This is a genomic window from Modestobacter sp. NPDC049651, from assembly GCF_040659695.1.
Lineage (GTDB): Bacteria > Actinomycetota > Actinomycetes > Mycobacteriales > Geodermatophilaceae > Modestobacter.
The window spans coordinates 294,026-307,803 of sequence record NZ_JBFAOG010000002.1 but is presented as its reverse complement, the minus strand read 5'-3'; the positions used below and the strand labels follow the sequence as shown (position 1 = coordinate 307,803).

Genomic DNA, 13,778 nt, shown 5'->3' with positions numbered 1-13,778 from the left:
AGAGCAGCCGTGTACTTCACCGACCGCGGGCTGGAGGAGCTGGCCGACCGGCGGGGCGAGGAGCAGGTGACCCTCGCCTGGCTGGCCGACCAGCTGCAGGCCTTCGTCGACGAGCACCCCGACTTCGAGGTGCCGGTCGAGCGGCTGGCCACCTGGCTGGCCCGCGGTGGCACCGACGACGACTCCGACGACCTCGACGACTAGCCGGTGCGCCGCCAGCAGCTGACCGCCGGGAGCGTGCCCAGCAAGGACCTCATGGTCCTGCTGGGACTGCTCTCGGCGTTCGGGCCGCTGTCGATGGACATGTACCTGCCAGGTCTCCCCGCGGTCGAGGACGACCTCGGTGCCGGGCAGGCCGCCGCCCAGCTGACGCTGACCGCGGCCGCGCTGGGCCTGGCCGCCGGTCAGCTGGTGGCCGGGCCGCTGTCGGACCGGTTCGGCCGGCGGGCACCCCTGCTGATCGGGCTGGTCGCCTACGCCGTCGCGTCGGTGCTCTGCGCGCTCGCCCCGTCGATCTGGGTGCTGGTCGGCGTCCGGCTGCTGCAGGGCATGGCCGGGGCGGCCGGCATCGCGCTGTCCCGGGCGATCGTCCGCGACTGCACCGAGGGCCTGGCCGCGGCCCGGGCGTTCGCCGTGCTCGCCTCGATCAACGGCGTGGCCCCCGTGCTGGCGCCGGTGGCCGGCGGGCAGCTGCTGCGGGTCACCGACTGGCGCGGGGTGTTCGCCGTGCTCACCGCGATCGGCGCCGTGCTGCTGGTCTGGTCGGCGACCCGGCTGCCGGAGACCCTGCCGCGGTCCGACCGCACCGGCGGCGGGGTGCGCGCGACGCTCGCCACCGGCCGGGTGCTGCTCGGCCAGCGCGCGTTCCTCGGCCCGGTGCTCGCCTTCGGACTGGGCTTCGGCGCGCTGTTCACCTACATCTCGACGTCGTCGTTCGTGCTGCAGGACGGCTTCGGGCTCTCCCCGGCGCAGTTCAGCCTGCTGTTCGCCCTCAACGGCGCCGGCATCGTCGCGGCCGGCCAGGCCTCGCGGGTGCTGGTCGCCCGCGCCGGCCCGCGGCGGCTGGTGCTCGCCGGGCTGCTGCTGCAGTCTGCAGCGGCGGCCGTGCTGGTCACCGCCGCGCTCGCCGGGTGGGGGCTGCCGGTCGTCGTCCCCGCGCTGCTGGTCAACGCGACCGCCTTCGGGCTGGTGGCGCCCAATGCGACCACCCTGGCGATGTCCGGCGCCCGCCAGGTCGCCGGCAGCGCCTCGGCGCTGCTCGGCATCTCCCAGTTCGCGCTGGGCGGCCTGATCGCCCCGCTCGCCGGGCTGGGCCCGTCCGGCGAGCTGCTGCCCATGGCGGTGGTCATGGCCGGCAGCGCGCTGGCCGCCACCGGGGTGTTCCTCCTCGTCCGCGAGCGCACGCCCGCCGTGCCCGTCCCCACCTCGGAGGTGCCGGCATGAGCGCGCCGGACGACACGGACGCCGCGCTGCTCGCGGCGCTGCAGCGCGCGGGGGTCGCCGACGCGGACGGCTCGGGGCTGGCCCGGGCGCTGTACTCCAGCGACGGCTCGCTGTACCGGGTGCTGCCCCGGGCGGTCGTCCGGCCGCGGCACCCGGACGAGATCGTCGCGACCCTCGCCGTCTGCCGCGAGCTCGGCGTACCGGTCACCGCGCGCGGTGCGGGCACCTCGATCGCCGGGAACGCGGTCGGGCCGGGCGTCGTCATCGACACCAGCCGGCACCTGTCCCGGGTGCACCGGATCGACCCCGGGTCGCGCACCGCGGTGGTCGACCCGGGCGTCGTCCAGGCGTCGCTGCAGGCCGCCGCCCGCCCGTACGGGTTGCGGTTCGGCCCCGACCCGAGCACCAGCAACCGCTGCACGATCGGCGGGATGATCGGCAACAACGCCTGCGGCTCGCGGGCGCTGGGCTACGGCCGGACGTCGGACAACGTGACCGGCCTGGACGTCGTCACCGGCAGCGGCGAGCGGCTGCGGCTGGCCGCCGGGCTGCCCGTCGGCCCCGTCGGCGACCGGCTGCGCGCCCTGGTCGACGCGCACCTGGCGACCGTCCGCACCGAGCTCGGCCGGTTCGGCCGCCAGGTGTCGGGCTACGCGCTGGAGCACCTGCTGCCCGAGCGCGGCGCCGACCGCGACCTCGGCACCGCGCTGGCCCGCACGCTGGTCGGCAGCGAGGGCACGCTCGCGCTGACCCTCGGCGCCACCGTGCGGCTGGTGCCCGAGCCCGCCGCCCGGGCGCTGGTGGTGCTCGGCTACCCGTCGATGCCCGAGGCCGCCGACGCCACGCCCGCGCTGCTGCCGCACTCCCCCACCGCCGTCGAGGGGCTGGACCCGCGGATCGTGCAGCGGCTGCGCGACGTCCCGGCGGCCGTCGTCCCCGACCTGCCCCGCGGCGACGGCTGGCTGATCGTGGAGCTGACCGGCGACGACGCCGCCGAGGTCGCCGACCGGGGCCGCCGGATCGCCGCCGCCGCGGGCGCCGTCGACACCATGGTGGTCACCGACCCGGCGCACGCAGCGGCGATCTGGCGGATCCGCGAGGACGGCGCCGGGCTGGCCGCGCGCACCAGCGACGGGCGCCCCGCGCACGCCGGCTGGGAGGACGCCGCCGTCCCGGTGGAGCAGCTGGGCAGCTACCTGCGCCGGTTCGAGGCGCTGCTGACCGAGCACGGCCTGCAGGGGCTGCCCTACGGGCACTTCGGCGACGGCTGCGTGCACGTGCGGATCGACTTCCCGTTCGGCCCCGGCGCCCCCGCGCCGGCCGGCCGCGACCGGTACCGCGCCTTCGTCACCGACGCCGCCGAGCTGGTGGCCGGGTACGGCGGGTCGCTGTCCGGTGAGCACGGCGACGGCCGGGCCCGCAGCGAGCTGCTGGCCGCGATGTACTCCCCCGCCGCGCTCGCGCTCTTCGAGCAGGTGAAGGGCCTGCTCGACCCGGACGACGTGCTCAACCCCGGCGTGCTGGTCCGCCCGGCGCCGGTGGACGCCGACCTGCGGGTGGCCGCCGCCCCCGCGCTCCGCCGCGGGCTGGCCTTCGCCTACGGCCACGACGGCGGCGACTTCTCCGCCGCGGTGCACCGGTGCACCGGCGTCGGGAAGTGCCGGGCCGACCTGACCGCCACCGGCGGGGTGATGTGCCCGTCGTTCCAGGCCACCCGGGAGGAGGCGCACAGCACCCGCGGCCGCGCCCGGGTGCTGCAGGAGATGCTCGCGCCCGGCGGGCCGGTGCGGAGCTGGCGGTCGCCGGAGGTGCACGAGGCGCTGGACCTGTGCCTGTCGTGCAAGGGGTGCGCCCGCGACTGCCCGACCGGCGTCGACATGGCCACCTACAAGTCCGAGGTGCTGCACCAGACCTACCGGCGCCGGCTGCGCCCGCGCGCGCACTACGCACTGGGCCGGCTGCCCCGCTGGGCCGACCTCGCCGCCCGCGCGCCCCGGCTGGTCAACGGGTTCCTCGGCTCACGGGTCGGCGGCGCGCTCGCCAAGTGGGGCGCCGGGGTCGACCAGCGGCGCCGGCTGCCGTCGTTCGCCGCGCGCACCTTCCGGGCCGGCTGGACCCCCGCCGCGGACGCCGGCAGCCCGACCGTCGCGCTGTGGGTCGACTCGTTCACCGACCACTTCGCGCCGCACGTCGCCGACGCCGCGGTGCGGGTGCTCACCGCGGCCGGTCACCGGGTCGCGGTGGTCGCCGAGGACACCTGCTGCGGGCTCACCTGGATCACCACCGGCCAGCTCGACGCCGCGCGCCGGGTGCTCGCCGGGACCGTGGCGCGGCTGGCCCCCTACGCCGACGCCGGCCTGCCGCTGGTGGGGCTGGAGCCCTCGTGCACCGCGGTGCTGCGCGGCGAGGCGGTGGACCTGGTCGGCGGCCCCGCGGCGGAGCGGGTCGCCGCCGCCACCCGCACGCTGGCCGGGGTGCTCACCGGCACGCCCGGCTGGCGGGCACCGGACCTGTCCGGCGTCGAGGTCGTGGCCCAGCCGCACTGCCACCACCACGCCACGATGGGCTGGAGCACCGACGAGCGGCTGCTGCGCGAGGCCGGTGCGGCCGTCACCCGGGTCGGCGGCTGCTGCGGGCTGGCCGGCAACTGGGGCGCCGAGCGCGGGCACCACGACGTCTCGGTGGCGATCGCGGAGCAGTCGCTGCTGCCCGCCGTCCGCGGCGCGGGCCCGGACGCCGTCGTGCTGGCCGACGGCTTCTCCTGCCGCACCCAGCTCGACCAGCTGGCCGACCGCCCCGGCGTCCACCTCGCCGAGCTGCTGGCCGCGCGCCTCCCTGCCTGACCCGGCCCCCGGGGTCACCCTGGGCACGTGCTCGGTCACTCCCACGCCCTGTCCGGCCTCGCCGCCGGGGCCGCGACGCTGCCCTGGGCCCCGGTGCACGGCGTGGTCGCCCAGGTCGCCTGGACGGCGGCCGTCGGCGGGTTCGCCATGCTGCCCGACCTCGACCAGAAGGGCGCGACGATCTCCCGGATGTGGGGGCCGCTGACCGACGTCCCCGCGGCGGTGGTCGGCGCGGTGTCCGGCGGGCACCGCTGGGGCACCCACGACGCCGTCCTCGGCCCGGTCGCCTTCGGGCTGCTCGCGTACGCCGCGACCTGGACGCCGTGGACGTCGCTGCTCCTGCTCGCGCTGGCGATCGGGCTGGCGCTGCGGGCGCTGAACTTCGTGATCCCCGGGCGCGCGGAGAACACCGTCATCGGCAACCTGGTGATGTCCTGGGGCGCGGCCTGGCTGCTGCTGGACCACACCTACGACCCGACCTGGTTGCCCGCCGCGGTCGCCGTCGGCGTGCTCACCCACATCGCCGGCGACGCGCTCACCTGCCAGGGGGTGCCGGTGCCGCTGGTCTGGGTGCTGCACCGCGCCCGGCTCAAGCTCACCCCCCTGCGCACCGGCGCCGGCTTCGAGAAGTTCGTGCTCGCCCCGGCGTTCCTGCTGGCCGCGGTGCTGCTGGTGTTCGTCAACACCGGCGCTGCCGACTCCCTGGGCCCGCTGCTCGACCGGTTCGCGGCGGGCTGACCCTCAGCCCGCGGCAGCGGCGCCGTCCGCCTCCGGTGCGGCCGGCAGCCGGCCGGGCCGGGGCCACAGGCGGACCACCACCCGGCCGACGACGACCGCGACGCCGAACGACCGGCTGTCATCGGTGCCGAACGGGTTGTCGCCGTGCACCCAGTGCCCGCCGTCGACGGCCCGCACCACGCGCTTGACCACCAGCAGCGCCGGCCGCGCCGGGAACCGCGCGAGCACCACCTCACCGGGGCGGACCGGACCGCCCGGGGCGACCGCGCGCACCAGCAGCTGGTCACCGTGCCGGAGGGTCGGCGACATGGACGCGCCGCTGACCCGGGCCCGGAACCAGCGGGCGGGTGGGCTGCTGGGCATGTCGTCGGTGATCACCGCGAGTAGGGTCCCACCCGGAAGCACACCACGATCCCGGGAGGCACCCCCATGCGTCTGTTCCGCATGTTCGCCGCCGTGGAGGCCACCGCGCACTGCGACCTCCCCTGCGGCGTCTACGACCCCGCTCAGGCCCGCATCGAGGCCGAGTCGGTGAAGGCCATCCAGGAGAAGTACCAGGGTTCGGACGACGAGGTCTTCAAGACCCGCTGCGTGCTCATCAAGGAGCAGCGGGCCGACCTGGTCAAGCACCACCTGTGGGTGCTGTGGACCGACTACTTCAAGGCCCCGCACTTCGAGAAGTACCCGCAGCTGCACGAGCTGTTCAACAAGGCCACCAAGCAGGCCGGCGCCGCCGGCGGCAAGGGCAGCATGGACCCCGCCGAGGGCCAGAAGCTGCTCGACTACATCGCCGAGATCGACAAGATCTTCTGGGAGACCAAGGCCGCTGCCTGATCCAGGCCGCACGCACCACCCCCGCTGCCGGGCCGTCCTCCGCGGACTGCCCGGCAGCGGTGTCCCGTCCCCCGGTCGCCCACCCCTGTCCCCCACCCCTGCAGCGCTGCCTCGAGGAGCCGAGTCCCGTGAGCCCTGCTTCGACCTGCGCTCCCTGCTGGAGCGGGTGGAGGCGGCCGCACCCGTCGACGCCGTGACCGCCGTCGCCGAGGAGCTCATGACGCTCTCCGGCGCCCGCGAGGTGTCGCTGCTGGTGTCCGACTTCAGCGGGCACTCGCTGGTCCGCGCAACGCCGCCTCGCTCGACGTGGCCCGCGCGCTCGCCGGCACCGCCGACCTGCACCCCCGCGAGGCGGTGCACGCCCTCGGCCAGGCCGTCCTGCGGGCCACCGGCGGCGACCTGCGCGACGACGCGACGGTGATCTGCCTGGACTGGTACGGCGGCCCCCAGCGCCCGCGGCTCAGCACCCGCGGGGCCAGCGGCGAGCGCGCCTCGGCCTGATCCGCCCGCGTCGCGCGGCCGCCGGGGAGTGGGCGGGAGCCCACCCAAGTAACCTCGGTACGACATGCGCATCGACCGGGCCGGCTGGCCCTTCCTCACCGTCCCCCTGGTACCCGGGGCCGGTCTGGCCGTGCTGGGCCGGGCCACCGGTAGCCGCTGGGCGCGGTGGTGGAGCTGGCCGCTGCTGGCCCTGGCCGGCTACATGGCGGTCTTCTTCCGCGACCCGCAGCGCCGCTGCGACGTCGACCCGGCGCCGGCCGACGACGTGCTCTCCCCCGCCGACGGCGTGGTGATGGTGGCCGGGGAGCCGCAGCCGGGCGTGGCCCCCGACGGTGACTGGCAGCAGGTCAGCGTCTTCCTGTCGGTGGTCGACGTGCACGTCAACCGCGCCCCGTACCGGGGGCGCATCGAGTCGTACGAGTACCGGCCCGGCAGCTTCCTCGCGGCGTACCGCAAGGAGAGCGCCCACCGGAACGAGCGCAGCGAGCTGTGGGTGCGTGACGGCGACCGCACGGTCGTCTTCCGGCAGATCGTGGGCGTCCTCGCCCGCCGGATCGTCACCCGGGTGCAGGTCGGCCAGCAGGTGGCCACGGGGGAACGGGTGGGGCTGATGAAGTTCGGGTCGCGGATGGACGTCTTCGTGCCACGGGACTGCGTGGTCACCGTGACCGAGGGTCAGCGGGTGCGCGGCGGCGAGACCGTCATCGCCCGCTGGGCCCCGCCGAGCTGACGGGTACGGCGAGGATGCCGCCCACCCGGCGCACCGCCACCGTCGAGTTCGTCCGCGGCTCGGTCCGCGGCGGCCGGCGCCGCGCCCGCTCGTGGCTGCCGAGCCTGTTCACCCTGGCCAACATGATGTGCGGCTTCGCCGCCATCCTGGTGGCCTTCCGCGGCGAGTACGGGCTGGCCTGCCTGCTCATCGCGCTGTCGGTCGTCTTCGACATCGCCGACGGCGCGGTGGCCCGGCTGGTCGGCGCGGTCTCGCCGTTCGGCCTGCAGTTCGACTCCCTCGCCGACCTGGTGTCGTTCGGGCTGGCCCCGCCGCTGCTGGCGTTCGCGCTGCTGTCCGGCGACCTCGACCAGCTCGACGTGCTCGGCTGGGTCGCCTGCTTCCTCTGGGTGGCGTGCGCGGCGCTCCGGCTCGCCCGGTTCAACACGACCATCGACCCGACCGCCGACAAGCGGTACTTCATCGGCCTGCCCAGCCCCGGCGCGGCCGCGGTGGTGCTGGCCAGCGTCTTCGCGTTCGAGGAGCAGATGCAGGGCCGGGAGCGGCTGTGGGTGCTGGCCGTGCTCGCCGTCCCGGCGCTGCTGATGATCAGCAACGTCCGCTACCGGTCGTTCCGGTCGCTGGTCAGCCCGAAGAGCCGCCGTCCGTACGGCCTGGTGATCGCGGTGGTGGTGCTGCTCGCCGGGCTGGCGCTGGCGCCCCGCATCACCGTGTGCGTGTTCGCCTACGCCTACCTGCTGTCCCCGCTGGTGGTCCCGATCGTCGCACCGCTGGGGCGCCTCGTGCCGCCGCGGGTCAAGGAGGTGCTGTCATGACGGTGCGCCCGGTGCGGCCGGACGACGTCCCGGCCGTCGTCGGCCTGGTGCGCGAGCTCGCCGCCTACGAGAAGGCCGAGCACGAGGCGCTGATGACCACCGACCAGCTGGACGCCGCGCTGTTCGGCGACTCCCCGGCGGTGTTCGCGCACGTGGCCGAGGCCCCCGACGGCTCGGTGGCCGGCTTCGCGTTGTGGTTCCGCACCTTCTCCACCTGGCGGGGCACGCACGGCATCCACCTCGAGGACCTCTACGTCCGGCCGGAGCACCGCGGCGGCGGGTACGGCCGCGAGCTGCTGCGCACCCTCGCGGCGGAGTGCGTCGCCCGCGGGTGGTCCCGGCTGGAGTGGGTCGTGCTGGACTGGAACGAGCCGGCGATCGGGTTCTACAGGGCGGCGGGCGCCGTGCCGATGGACGAGTGGACGACGTTCCGCCTCACCGACGAGGCGCTCACCCGGTTCGCCGCCGACCCCCGCTGACCGACCGACCGACAGGAGCAGGCGTGACCATCGAGCGCACGGAGTCCCAGTGCTGGCTCACCGACATGGACGGCGTGCTGGTGCACGAGGGCAACGCGCTGCCCGGCGCCGCGGACTTCCTGCAGCGCCTGGTCGACCGCAACCGCCGGTTCCTGGTGCTGACCAACAACTCGATCTTCACCCCGCGCGACCTCGCCGCGCGGCTGTCCCGGGCGGGGCTGCAGGTGCCCGAGGAGGCCATCTGGACCTCCGCGCTGGCGACCGCGGACTTCCTGTCCACCCAGCTGCCCGGCGGCTCGGCGTACGTCATCGGTGAGGCGGGGCTGACCACCGCGCTGTACGAGGCCGGCTACACGCTCACCGACACCGACCCGGACTTCGTGGTGCTCGGCGAGACCCGCACGTACTCGTTCGAGGCGCTCACCCGCGCGATCCGGCTGATCGGTGACGGCGCGCGGTTCATCGCCACCAACCCCGACGCCACCGGCCCGTCGGCCGAGGGGCCGCTGCCGGCCACCGGCTCGGTCGCCGCGATGATCACCCGGGCCACCGGCATGGAGCCCTACTTCGTCGGCAAGCCGAACCCGATGATGTTCCGCAGCGCGATGAACCGCATCGAGGCGCACTCGGAGTCGACCACGATGATCGGCGACCGGATGGACACCGACGTCGTCGCCGGCATCGAGGCGGGGCTGGACACCATCCTGGTGCTCAGCGGCTCGACGAAGGCCGGCGAGATCAGCCGCTTCCCGTTCCGCCCCAGCCGGGTGTGCGACTCGATCGCCGACGTGATCGAGCTGGTCTAGTGCAGGTCTGAGGGGTCGGTGTTCGCGCCGCACAGCACGACGGCGACCCGCTCCCCCTCGGCCGGCACGTAGGCGCCGGCCAGCAGCGCGGCCAGGGCCGTCGCCGCGCCGTGCTCCACGACGACCCGGTGCTCGGCCCACAGGTGCCGGCGGGCGGCGACGACGTCGTCGTCGGTGACCAGCACCGGCTGCACCCCGGTGCGGACGGCGACCGACCAGCCGATGTCGCCGATCCGCCGGGCACCCAGCGAGTCGGCGGCGACGCCGGACACCGCCACGTCGACCGGCTCACCGGCGGCGACGGCGGCGTGCAGCGTGGGCGCGTTCTCCGGCTCCACGCCGACCACCCGGGCCGTGCCCTCGACGGCGGCGGCGACCCCGGCCATCAGCCCGCCGCCGCCGACCGCGACCAGCACGGTGTCGACAGCGGGGGTGTCGGCCAGCAGCTCCAGGCCGAGCGTGCCGGCGCCGGCGGCGATCTCCGGCTGGTCGTAGGCGTGGCAGTACACCGCGCCGGTGGCCGTCGCGTGCTCGACGGCGGCCGCGTGGGCGATCGCGTACTCGGTGCCGTGCTGGACGACGGTCGCGCCCAGCGCGCGCAGCCGGCGCACCTTGACCTCGGGCGCGGTGGTGGGCACGAAGACGGTCGCCGGGACGTCGAGCGCCGCGGCCGCCCACGCGTTGGCCAGCCCGGCGTTGCCCCCGGAGGCCACGACCACGCCCACCCGCGGGTCGAGCTCGCCGCGCTCGGCGGCGCCGGCGATGCGGTTGACCGCGCCGCGGGCCTTGAAGGTGCCGGTGTGCTGCAGGAACTCCAGCTTGAACACCACCGGCCGGCCGGCGACCTCGGCGGTCACCAGCGGGGTGCGCACCACCCGGCCGGCGGCGCGGACGGCGGCCGCCTCGACGTCCGTCCGGGTGATCACCGGTCGCCCGGGTGCTGCTCGGCGAACGCCAGCCGGGCCTCCGGCGTGAGCAGCAGGTACAGCTCGGCGAGCACCAGCACCAGGATCGGGACCCCGATGGCCGGCTGGTCGCCCTGGAAGGCGAACGAGAACCCGATCACGGCCAGGAACAGCTGGAGGGCGACCACGGGGCCGCGCGACCAGCTCGCGCCGCGCCACAGGCCGCGGCCCGCGACGCCGAGCGCCGCGGCGATGATCGCCACGAAGACGGCCTCACCCAGCGCACCGGTGACGTCGGTCGCGTTCCCGGCGACCACCAGCACCACGAGGACGACGGCCACCGCGGCGAGCCCCAGGGTCTCGAGCCCGACCACCAGCGCGGCCCGGCGGAGGGCGCGCGGCGCGGCCGAGGCGGGCCGCGGCGGGCGGGCGGGCGACGGCTGCGCGGCTCCGCCGAGCAGCCCCTCCGCGCGGGGACGACGACGCCCGGGCTCCCCGGTCGGCTGGCCTGACACGCCGCAGAGGCTACGCCGGGCGGCCGCCCCGCCCGGCCGCTCGGGCACGGGAGCGGCCCTCCCCCGGGCCCGCCCGGGGCGCCGGTTAGGTTGACCGCATGCGTGCGTTGCTGGTCGCCAACCCGGCGGCGACCACGACCACCCGCAAGGTGCGCGACGTGCTGGTGCGGGCGCTGTCCAGCGAGCTGAAGGTCGACGTCGCGGAGACCGGCCACCGCGGGCACGCCCGGGAGCTGGCCGCCGGGGCCGCGGCCGAGGGCATCGACGTGGTCGTCGCGCTCGGCGGTGACGGCACCGTCAACGAGGTGGCCAACGGGCTGCTCGACCACGGCCCGCGCACGCCGCTGCTGGCCGTCGTCCCGGGCGGGTCGACGAACGTCTTCTCCCGGGCGCTGGGCCGTTCGCGGGACCCGGTCGAAGCGACCGGCGAGATCCTGGAGTCGCTGCGGGCCGGGCACGTGCGCAGCGTGTCGCTCGGGACGGCGCAGGCGCGCACCGCGGACGACGGGTGGACCGACCCGCGGGCGTTCGTGTTCGCCGCCGGGCTGGGGTTCGACGCCGACGTGATCGCCCGGGTGGAGGGCCAGCGGGCGAAGGGGCGCCGCTCGACCGGGGCGCTGTACGTGCGGTCCGGGGTCGCCGCGTTCCTGCTGGGCGCCGACCACCGCCGTCCGCCGATCACCGTGGAGGTGCCCGGCGAGCCGGCGGTCGAGGGCGTCTTCCTCGGGCTGGTCTCCAACGTGGACCCGTGGACCTACCTCGGCGACCGCCCCATCCGGCCCACCCCGCAGGCGTCGTTCGAGACCGGCCTGGACGTCTTCGCGCTGGGGCGGATGGGCGCGACCCGGATGCTCCGCACGCTGCGCCAGACGATGGTCGCGGGCGCCGAACCCCGCGGCCGCCGGGTGCACCGCTGGCACGACCTGGCCGAGCTCACCCTGACCGCCACCCGTCCGCGGGGCTGGCAGCTGGACGGCGACCACCTCGGCACCACCACCGCGCTGCGGGTGCGGTCACTGCCCGACGCGCTCCGCGTGGTCGCCTAGGCACGTCTCGACCCGCCCGGGGGACGGACCCCGCGGACGGCGTGTGCTAGGTACGAGTGGCGGGGCTCCCACGTGCGTGGTGAGGTTGCTCACGAGGCTCTCCGCGATGCCCCTGAACTGCTTGACTCTCGGGTACTTCGTGAAAGCATCACAAGTAAGCAACCTGCTGGTAACACAGGGCAGGCGGTCGCCGAGCGAGGCGCTGGGGAACCCAGCATGCCAGCCGGAGACGGTCCGAGACCGGTGACCGGATGCAGGACGACCAGGCACACGACATCGAGGAGTACACGGCCATGGACTGGCGCCACCGCGCCCTCTGCCGCGACGAGGACCCCGAGCTCTTCTTCCCCATCGGGACCACCGGTCCGGCGGTCGTGCAGATCGAGCAGGCGAAGGCCGTCTGCCGTCGCTGCCCGGTCGTCGAGTCGTGCCTCGAGTGGGCCCTGAGTTCCGGGCAGGACTCCGGCGTCTGGGGCGGGCTGTCCGAGGACGAGCGTCGCGCGCTCAAGCGCCGCACCGCCCGCACCCGGGTTCGCACCGCCTGATCACGCACCACCGCTGAACGCAGCGAGGCCCGCTCTTCCCGGGGAGCGGGCCTCGCTGCGTTCAGCGCCGGCGGCGGCCGGCGCCGGGGAGCACCAGCACGGCCTCGGTGCCCGGGCCTCCGTCGGCGGGCGCACCCATCTGCAGGGAGCCGTGCAGCTCGCTGGTGACCAGGGTGCGCACGATCTGCAGGCCCAGGCCGGTGCTCTGCGCGGGGTCGAAGCCGTCCGGCAGCCCGCGGCCGTCGTCCCGCACGACCACCCGCAGGTCGGCGCCGTCGCGCTCCGCGCCGAGGGTGATGGTGCCGGGGGCGCCGTCGTCGTCGAAGGCGTGCTCGGCGGCGTTGTGCAGCAGTTCGGTGACCGCCATGACCAGCGGGGTCGCCGCGGCGGCGGGGAGCTCACCGAAGCGGCCGTCCCGCTTGATCCGGGCGGCCGGCCCGACGAACGTGACGTCGCCGAGCATGGGGATCACCTGGTCGAGCACGTCGTCGACCTCGACGACGTCCTCCCGGCTGCCGGCGAGCGTCTCGTGGACGACCGCGATGGACGCGACCCGGCGGACGGACTCCTCGAGCGCGGCGCGGGCCGCGGGCTCGGTCATCCGGCGGGCCTGCAGGCGCAGCAGCGCGGCGACGGTCTGCAGGTTGTTCTTCACCCGGTGGTGGATCTCCCGGATGGTGGCGTCCTTGGTCATCAGCGCGCGGTCGCGGCGGCGGACGTCGGTGACGTCGCGGACGAGCACCAGCGCGCCCTCCTCACCGCCGGGGGCCTGCAGCGGGAGGGCGCGGACGAGCATGGTGGCGGCGTCGTTCTCGACGTCCATCGGGTCGGGGAAGCGCCCGGCGACGGCGGCGGCCATCTTCGCGGCGACCGCCTCGCCGGCCACCCGGTCGCCGGCCAGCGCCCGGGTCACCTCACCGAGCTTCTCCCCCACCACGTCGCCGGTGACGCCCATGCGGCGGAACGCCGAGAGGGCGTTGGGGCTGGCGTAGACGGCGCGGCCGTCGGCGTCGAGCTTGACCAGGCCGTCGCCGACCCGCGGGCTCATCTCCGCGTCGTCGAGCATGCGGGGCGGGAAGGTGCCGGCGGCGACCATCAGCTGCAGGTCGGCGGCGATGTCGAGGTAGGTGAGCTCGAGCTGGGACGGCGACCGGGTGGCCGCCAGGTTGGTGTCCTTGGCGAGGACGGCGACGACCACGCCGTCGTGCCGGACGGGGATGACCTCGCGGCGGCGGGGGCTGGGACCCGACCAGTCGGGGTCCCCCTCGGTGACCGGCCGGCCCTCCTGGTGCGCACGCACGAGCGACTCCGCCTCGACGCCGCGCACCTCCGCGCCCACCAGGTCCTCCGGCTGGCTGGTGGGCGCGGTGAGCGGCCGGACCTGCGCGACGCACCACCAGGCGCCGTCCTGCAGCGGGACCCACAGCGTGAGGTCGGCGAAGGACAGGTCGGCCAGCAGCTGCCAGTCCGCGACGAGCCGGCGGGCGTGGTCGACCTGCCCCGGGGAGGACGCCGAGCCGCGCGTGAGACGTTCGGAGAGGCTGCTCATGGTGCCGACGAGCCTAGGCGGCGCACTCC

Annotated in this window: 16 protein-coding genes; 12 read left to right on the top strand and 4 right to left on the bottom strand. The window is 75.8% G+C overall.

The window, feature by feature from the left end:
• Positions 1–9 precede the first annotated feature (9 nt).
• The 4 genes from AB0J00_RS04820 to AB0J00_RS04805 are packed head-to-tail and all read left to right on the top strand — an operon-like array spanning position 10 to position 5,024.
• Positions 10–204: a DUF6104 family protein gene (locus AB0J00_RS04820; RefSeq protein ID WP_357740936.1), complete on the top strand. Its 195-nt coding sequence runs from the start codon at positions 10–12 to the stop codon at positions 202–204.
• A 3-nt stretch (positions 205–207) separates the two neighbouring features.
• Positions 208–1,443: a multidrug effflux MFS transporter gene (locus AB0J00_RS04815; protein WP_357740933.1), complete on the top strand. Its 1,236-nt coding sequence runs from the start codon at positions 208–210 to the stop codon at positions 1,441–1,443.
• Positions 1,440–4,286, top strand: coding sequence for an FAD-binding and (Fe-S)-binding domain-containing protein (locus tag AB0J00_RS04810; RefSeq protein WP_357740930.1), 2,847 nt, complete (start codon positions 1,440–1,442; stop codon positions 4,284–4,286). The genes AB0J00_RS04815 and AB0J00_RS04810 overlap by 4 nt, the downstream gene beginning before the upstream one ends.
• Before the next feature lie 27 nt (positions 4,287–4,313).
• The gene (locus AB0J00_RS04805; protein WP_357740927.1) at positions 4,314–5,024 is read left to right on the top strand and encodes a metal-dependent hydrolase; all 711 of its coding nucleotides are present in this window, start codon (positions 4,314–4,316) and stop codon (positions 5,022–5,024) included.
• A 3-nt stretch (positions 5,025–5,027) separates the two neighbouring features.
• On the opposite strand, the gene AB0J00_RS04800 is transcribed toward AB0J00_RS04805, so the two are convergent.
• Complete coding sequence (locus AB0J00_RS04800) at positions 5,028–5,402, bottom strand: S26 family signal peptidase (protein ID WP_357740924.1); 375 nt, start codon at positions 5,400–5,402, stop codon at positions 5,028–5,030.
• 51 nt (positions 5,403–5,453) lie between these two features.
• Between AB0J00_RS04800 and sodN the strand changes: the two genes are divergently transcribed.
• From sodN to AB0J00_RS04770, 6 genes are all read left to right on the top strand, one after another.
• A complete protein-coding gene (gene sodN / locus AB0J00_RS04795; RefSeq protein ID WP_357740921.1) occupies positions 5,454–5,858 on the top strand; it encodes a superoxide dismutase, Ni in 405 nt (134 codons plus the stop codon).
• A 306-nt stretch (positions 5,859–6,164) separates the two neighbouring features.
• Positions 6,165–6,359, top strand: coding sequence for a hypothetical protein (locus AB0J00_RS04790; RefSeq protein WP_357740918.1), 195 nt, complete (start codon positions 6,165–6,167; stop codon positions 6,357–6,359).
• A 64-nt stretch (positions 6,360–6,423) separates the two neighbouring features.
• On the top strand, positions 6,424–7,089 hold the full coding sequence (locus tag AB0J00_RS04785; RefSeq protein ID WP_357740915.1) for a phosphatidylserine decarboxylase: 666 nt from the start codon (positions 6,424–6,426) through the stop codon (positions 7,087–7,089).
• Between the two features lie 14 nt (positions 7,090–7,103).
• Positions 7,104–7,904 (top strand): CDP-diacylglycerol--serine O-phosphatidyltransferase, encoded by an 801-nt coding sequence (gene pssA, locus AB0J00_RS04780; RefSeq protein WP_357740913.1) that lies wholly within the window; start codon positions 7,104–7,106, stop codon positions 7,902–7,904.
• A complete protein-coding gene (locus AB0J00_RS04775) occupies positions 7,901–8,383 on the top strand; it encodes a GNAT family N-acetyltransferase (protein ID WP_357740910.1) in 483 nt (160 codons plus the stop codon). Before pssA ends, AB0J00_RS04775 begins: the two co-directional genes overlap by 4 nt.
• 23 nt (positions 8,384–8,406) lie before the next feature.
• Positions 8,407–9,189 (top strand): HAD-IIA family hydrolase, encoded by a 783-nt coding sequence (locus tag AB0J00_RS04770; RefSeq protein ID WP_357740906.1) that lies wholly within the window; start codon positions 8,407–8,409, stop codon positions 9,187–9,189.
• Here the strand turns inward: AB0J00_RS04770 and AB0J00_RS04765 are convergent.
• Entirely contained in the window at positions 9,186–10,115 is a 930-nt protein-coding gene (locus AB0J00_RS04765) for a threonine/serine dehydratase (RefSeq protein WP_357740903.1), read from the bottom strand. The two genes, AB0J00_RS04770 and AB0J00_RS04765, sit on opposite strands and share 4 nt — an antisense overlap.
• Positions 10,112–10,609 carry a hypothetical protein gene (locus AB0J00_RS04760; RefSeq protein ID WP_357740900.1) on the bottom strand — a complete coding sequence of 166 codons (498 nt, stop codon included), beginning with the start codon at positions 10,607–10,609 and terminating at the stop codon, positions 10,112–10,114. The genes AB0J00_RS04765 and AB0J00_RS04760 overlap by 4 nt, the downstream gene beginning before the upstream one ends.
• 98 nt (positions 10,610–10,707) lie before the next feature.
• Here AB0J00_RS04760 and AB0J00_RS04755 point away from each other — a divergent pair, with 98 nt between their 5' ends.
• Positions 10,708–11,655: a diacylglycerol kinase family protein gene (locus AB0J00_RS04755; protein WP_357740897.1), complete on the top strand. Its 948-nt coding sequence runs from the start codon at positions 10,708–10,710 to the stop codon at positions 11,653–11,655.
• A 293-nt stretch (positions 11,656–11,948) separates the two neighbouring features.
• Positions 11,949–12,200 (top strand): WhiB family transcriptional regulator, encoded by a 252-nt coding sequence (locus AB0J00_RS04750; protein ID WP_153361367.1) that lies wholly within the window; start codon positions 11,949–11,951, stop codon positions 12,198–12,200.
• 61 nt (positions 12,201–12,261) lie between these two features.
• Here AB0J00_RS04750 and AB0J00_RS04745 read toward each other — a convergent pair whose 3' ends face one another.
• On the bottom strand, positions 12,262–13,749 hold the full coding sequence (locus AB0J00_RS04745) for a sensor histidine kinase (RefSeq protein ID WP_357740894.1): 1,488 nt from the start codon (positions 13,747–13,749) through the stop codon (positions 12,262–12,264).
• Between the last annotated feature and the right edge of the window lie 29 nt (positions 13,750–13,778).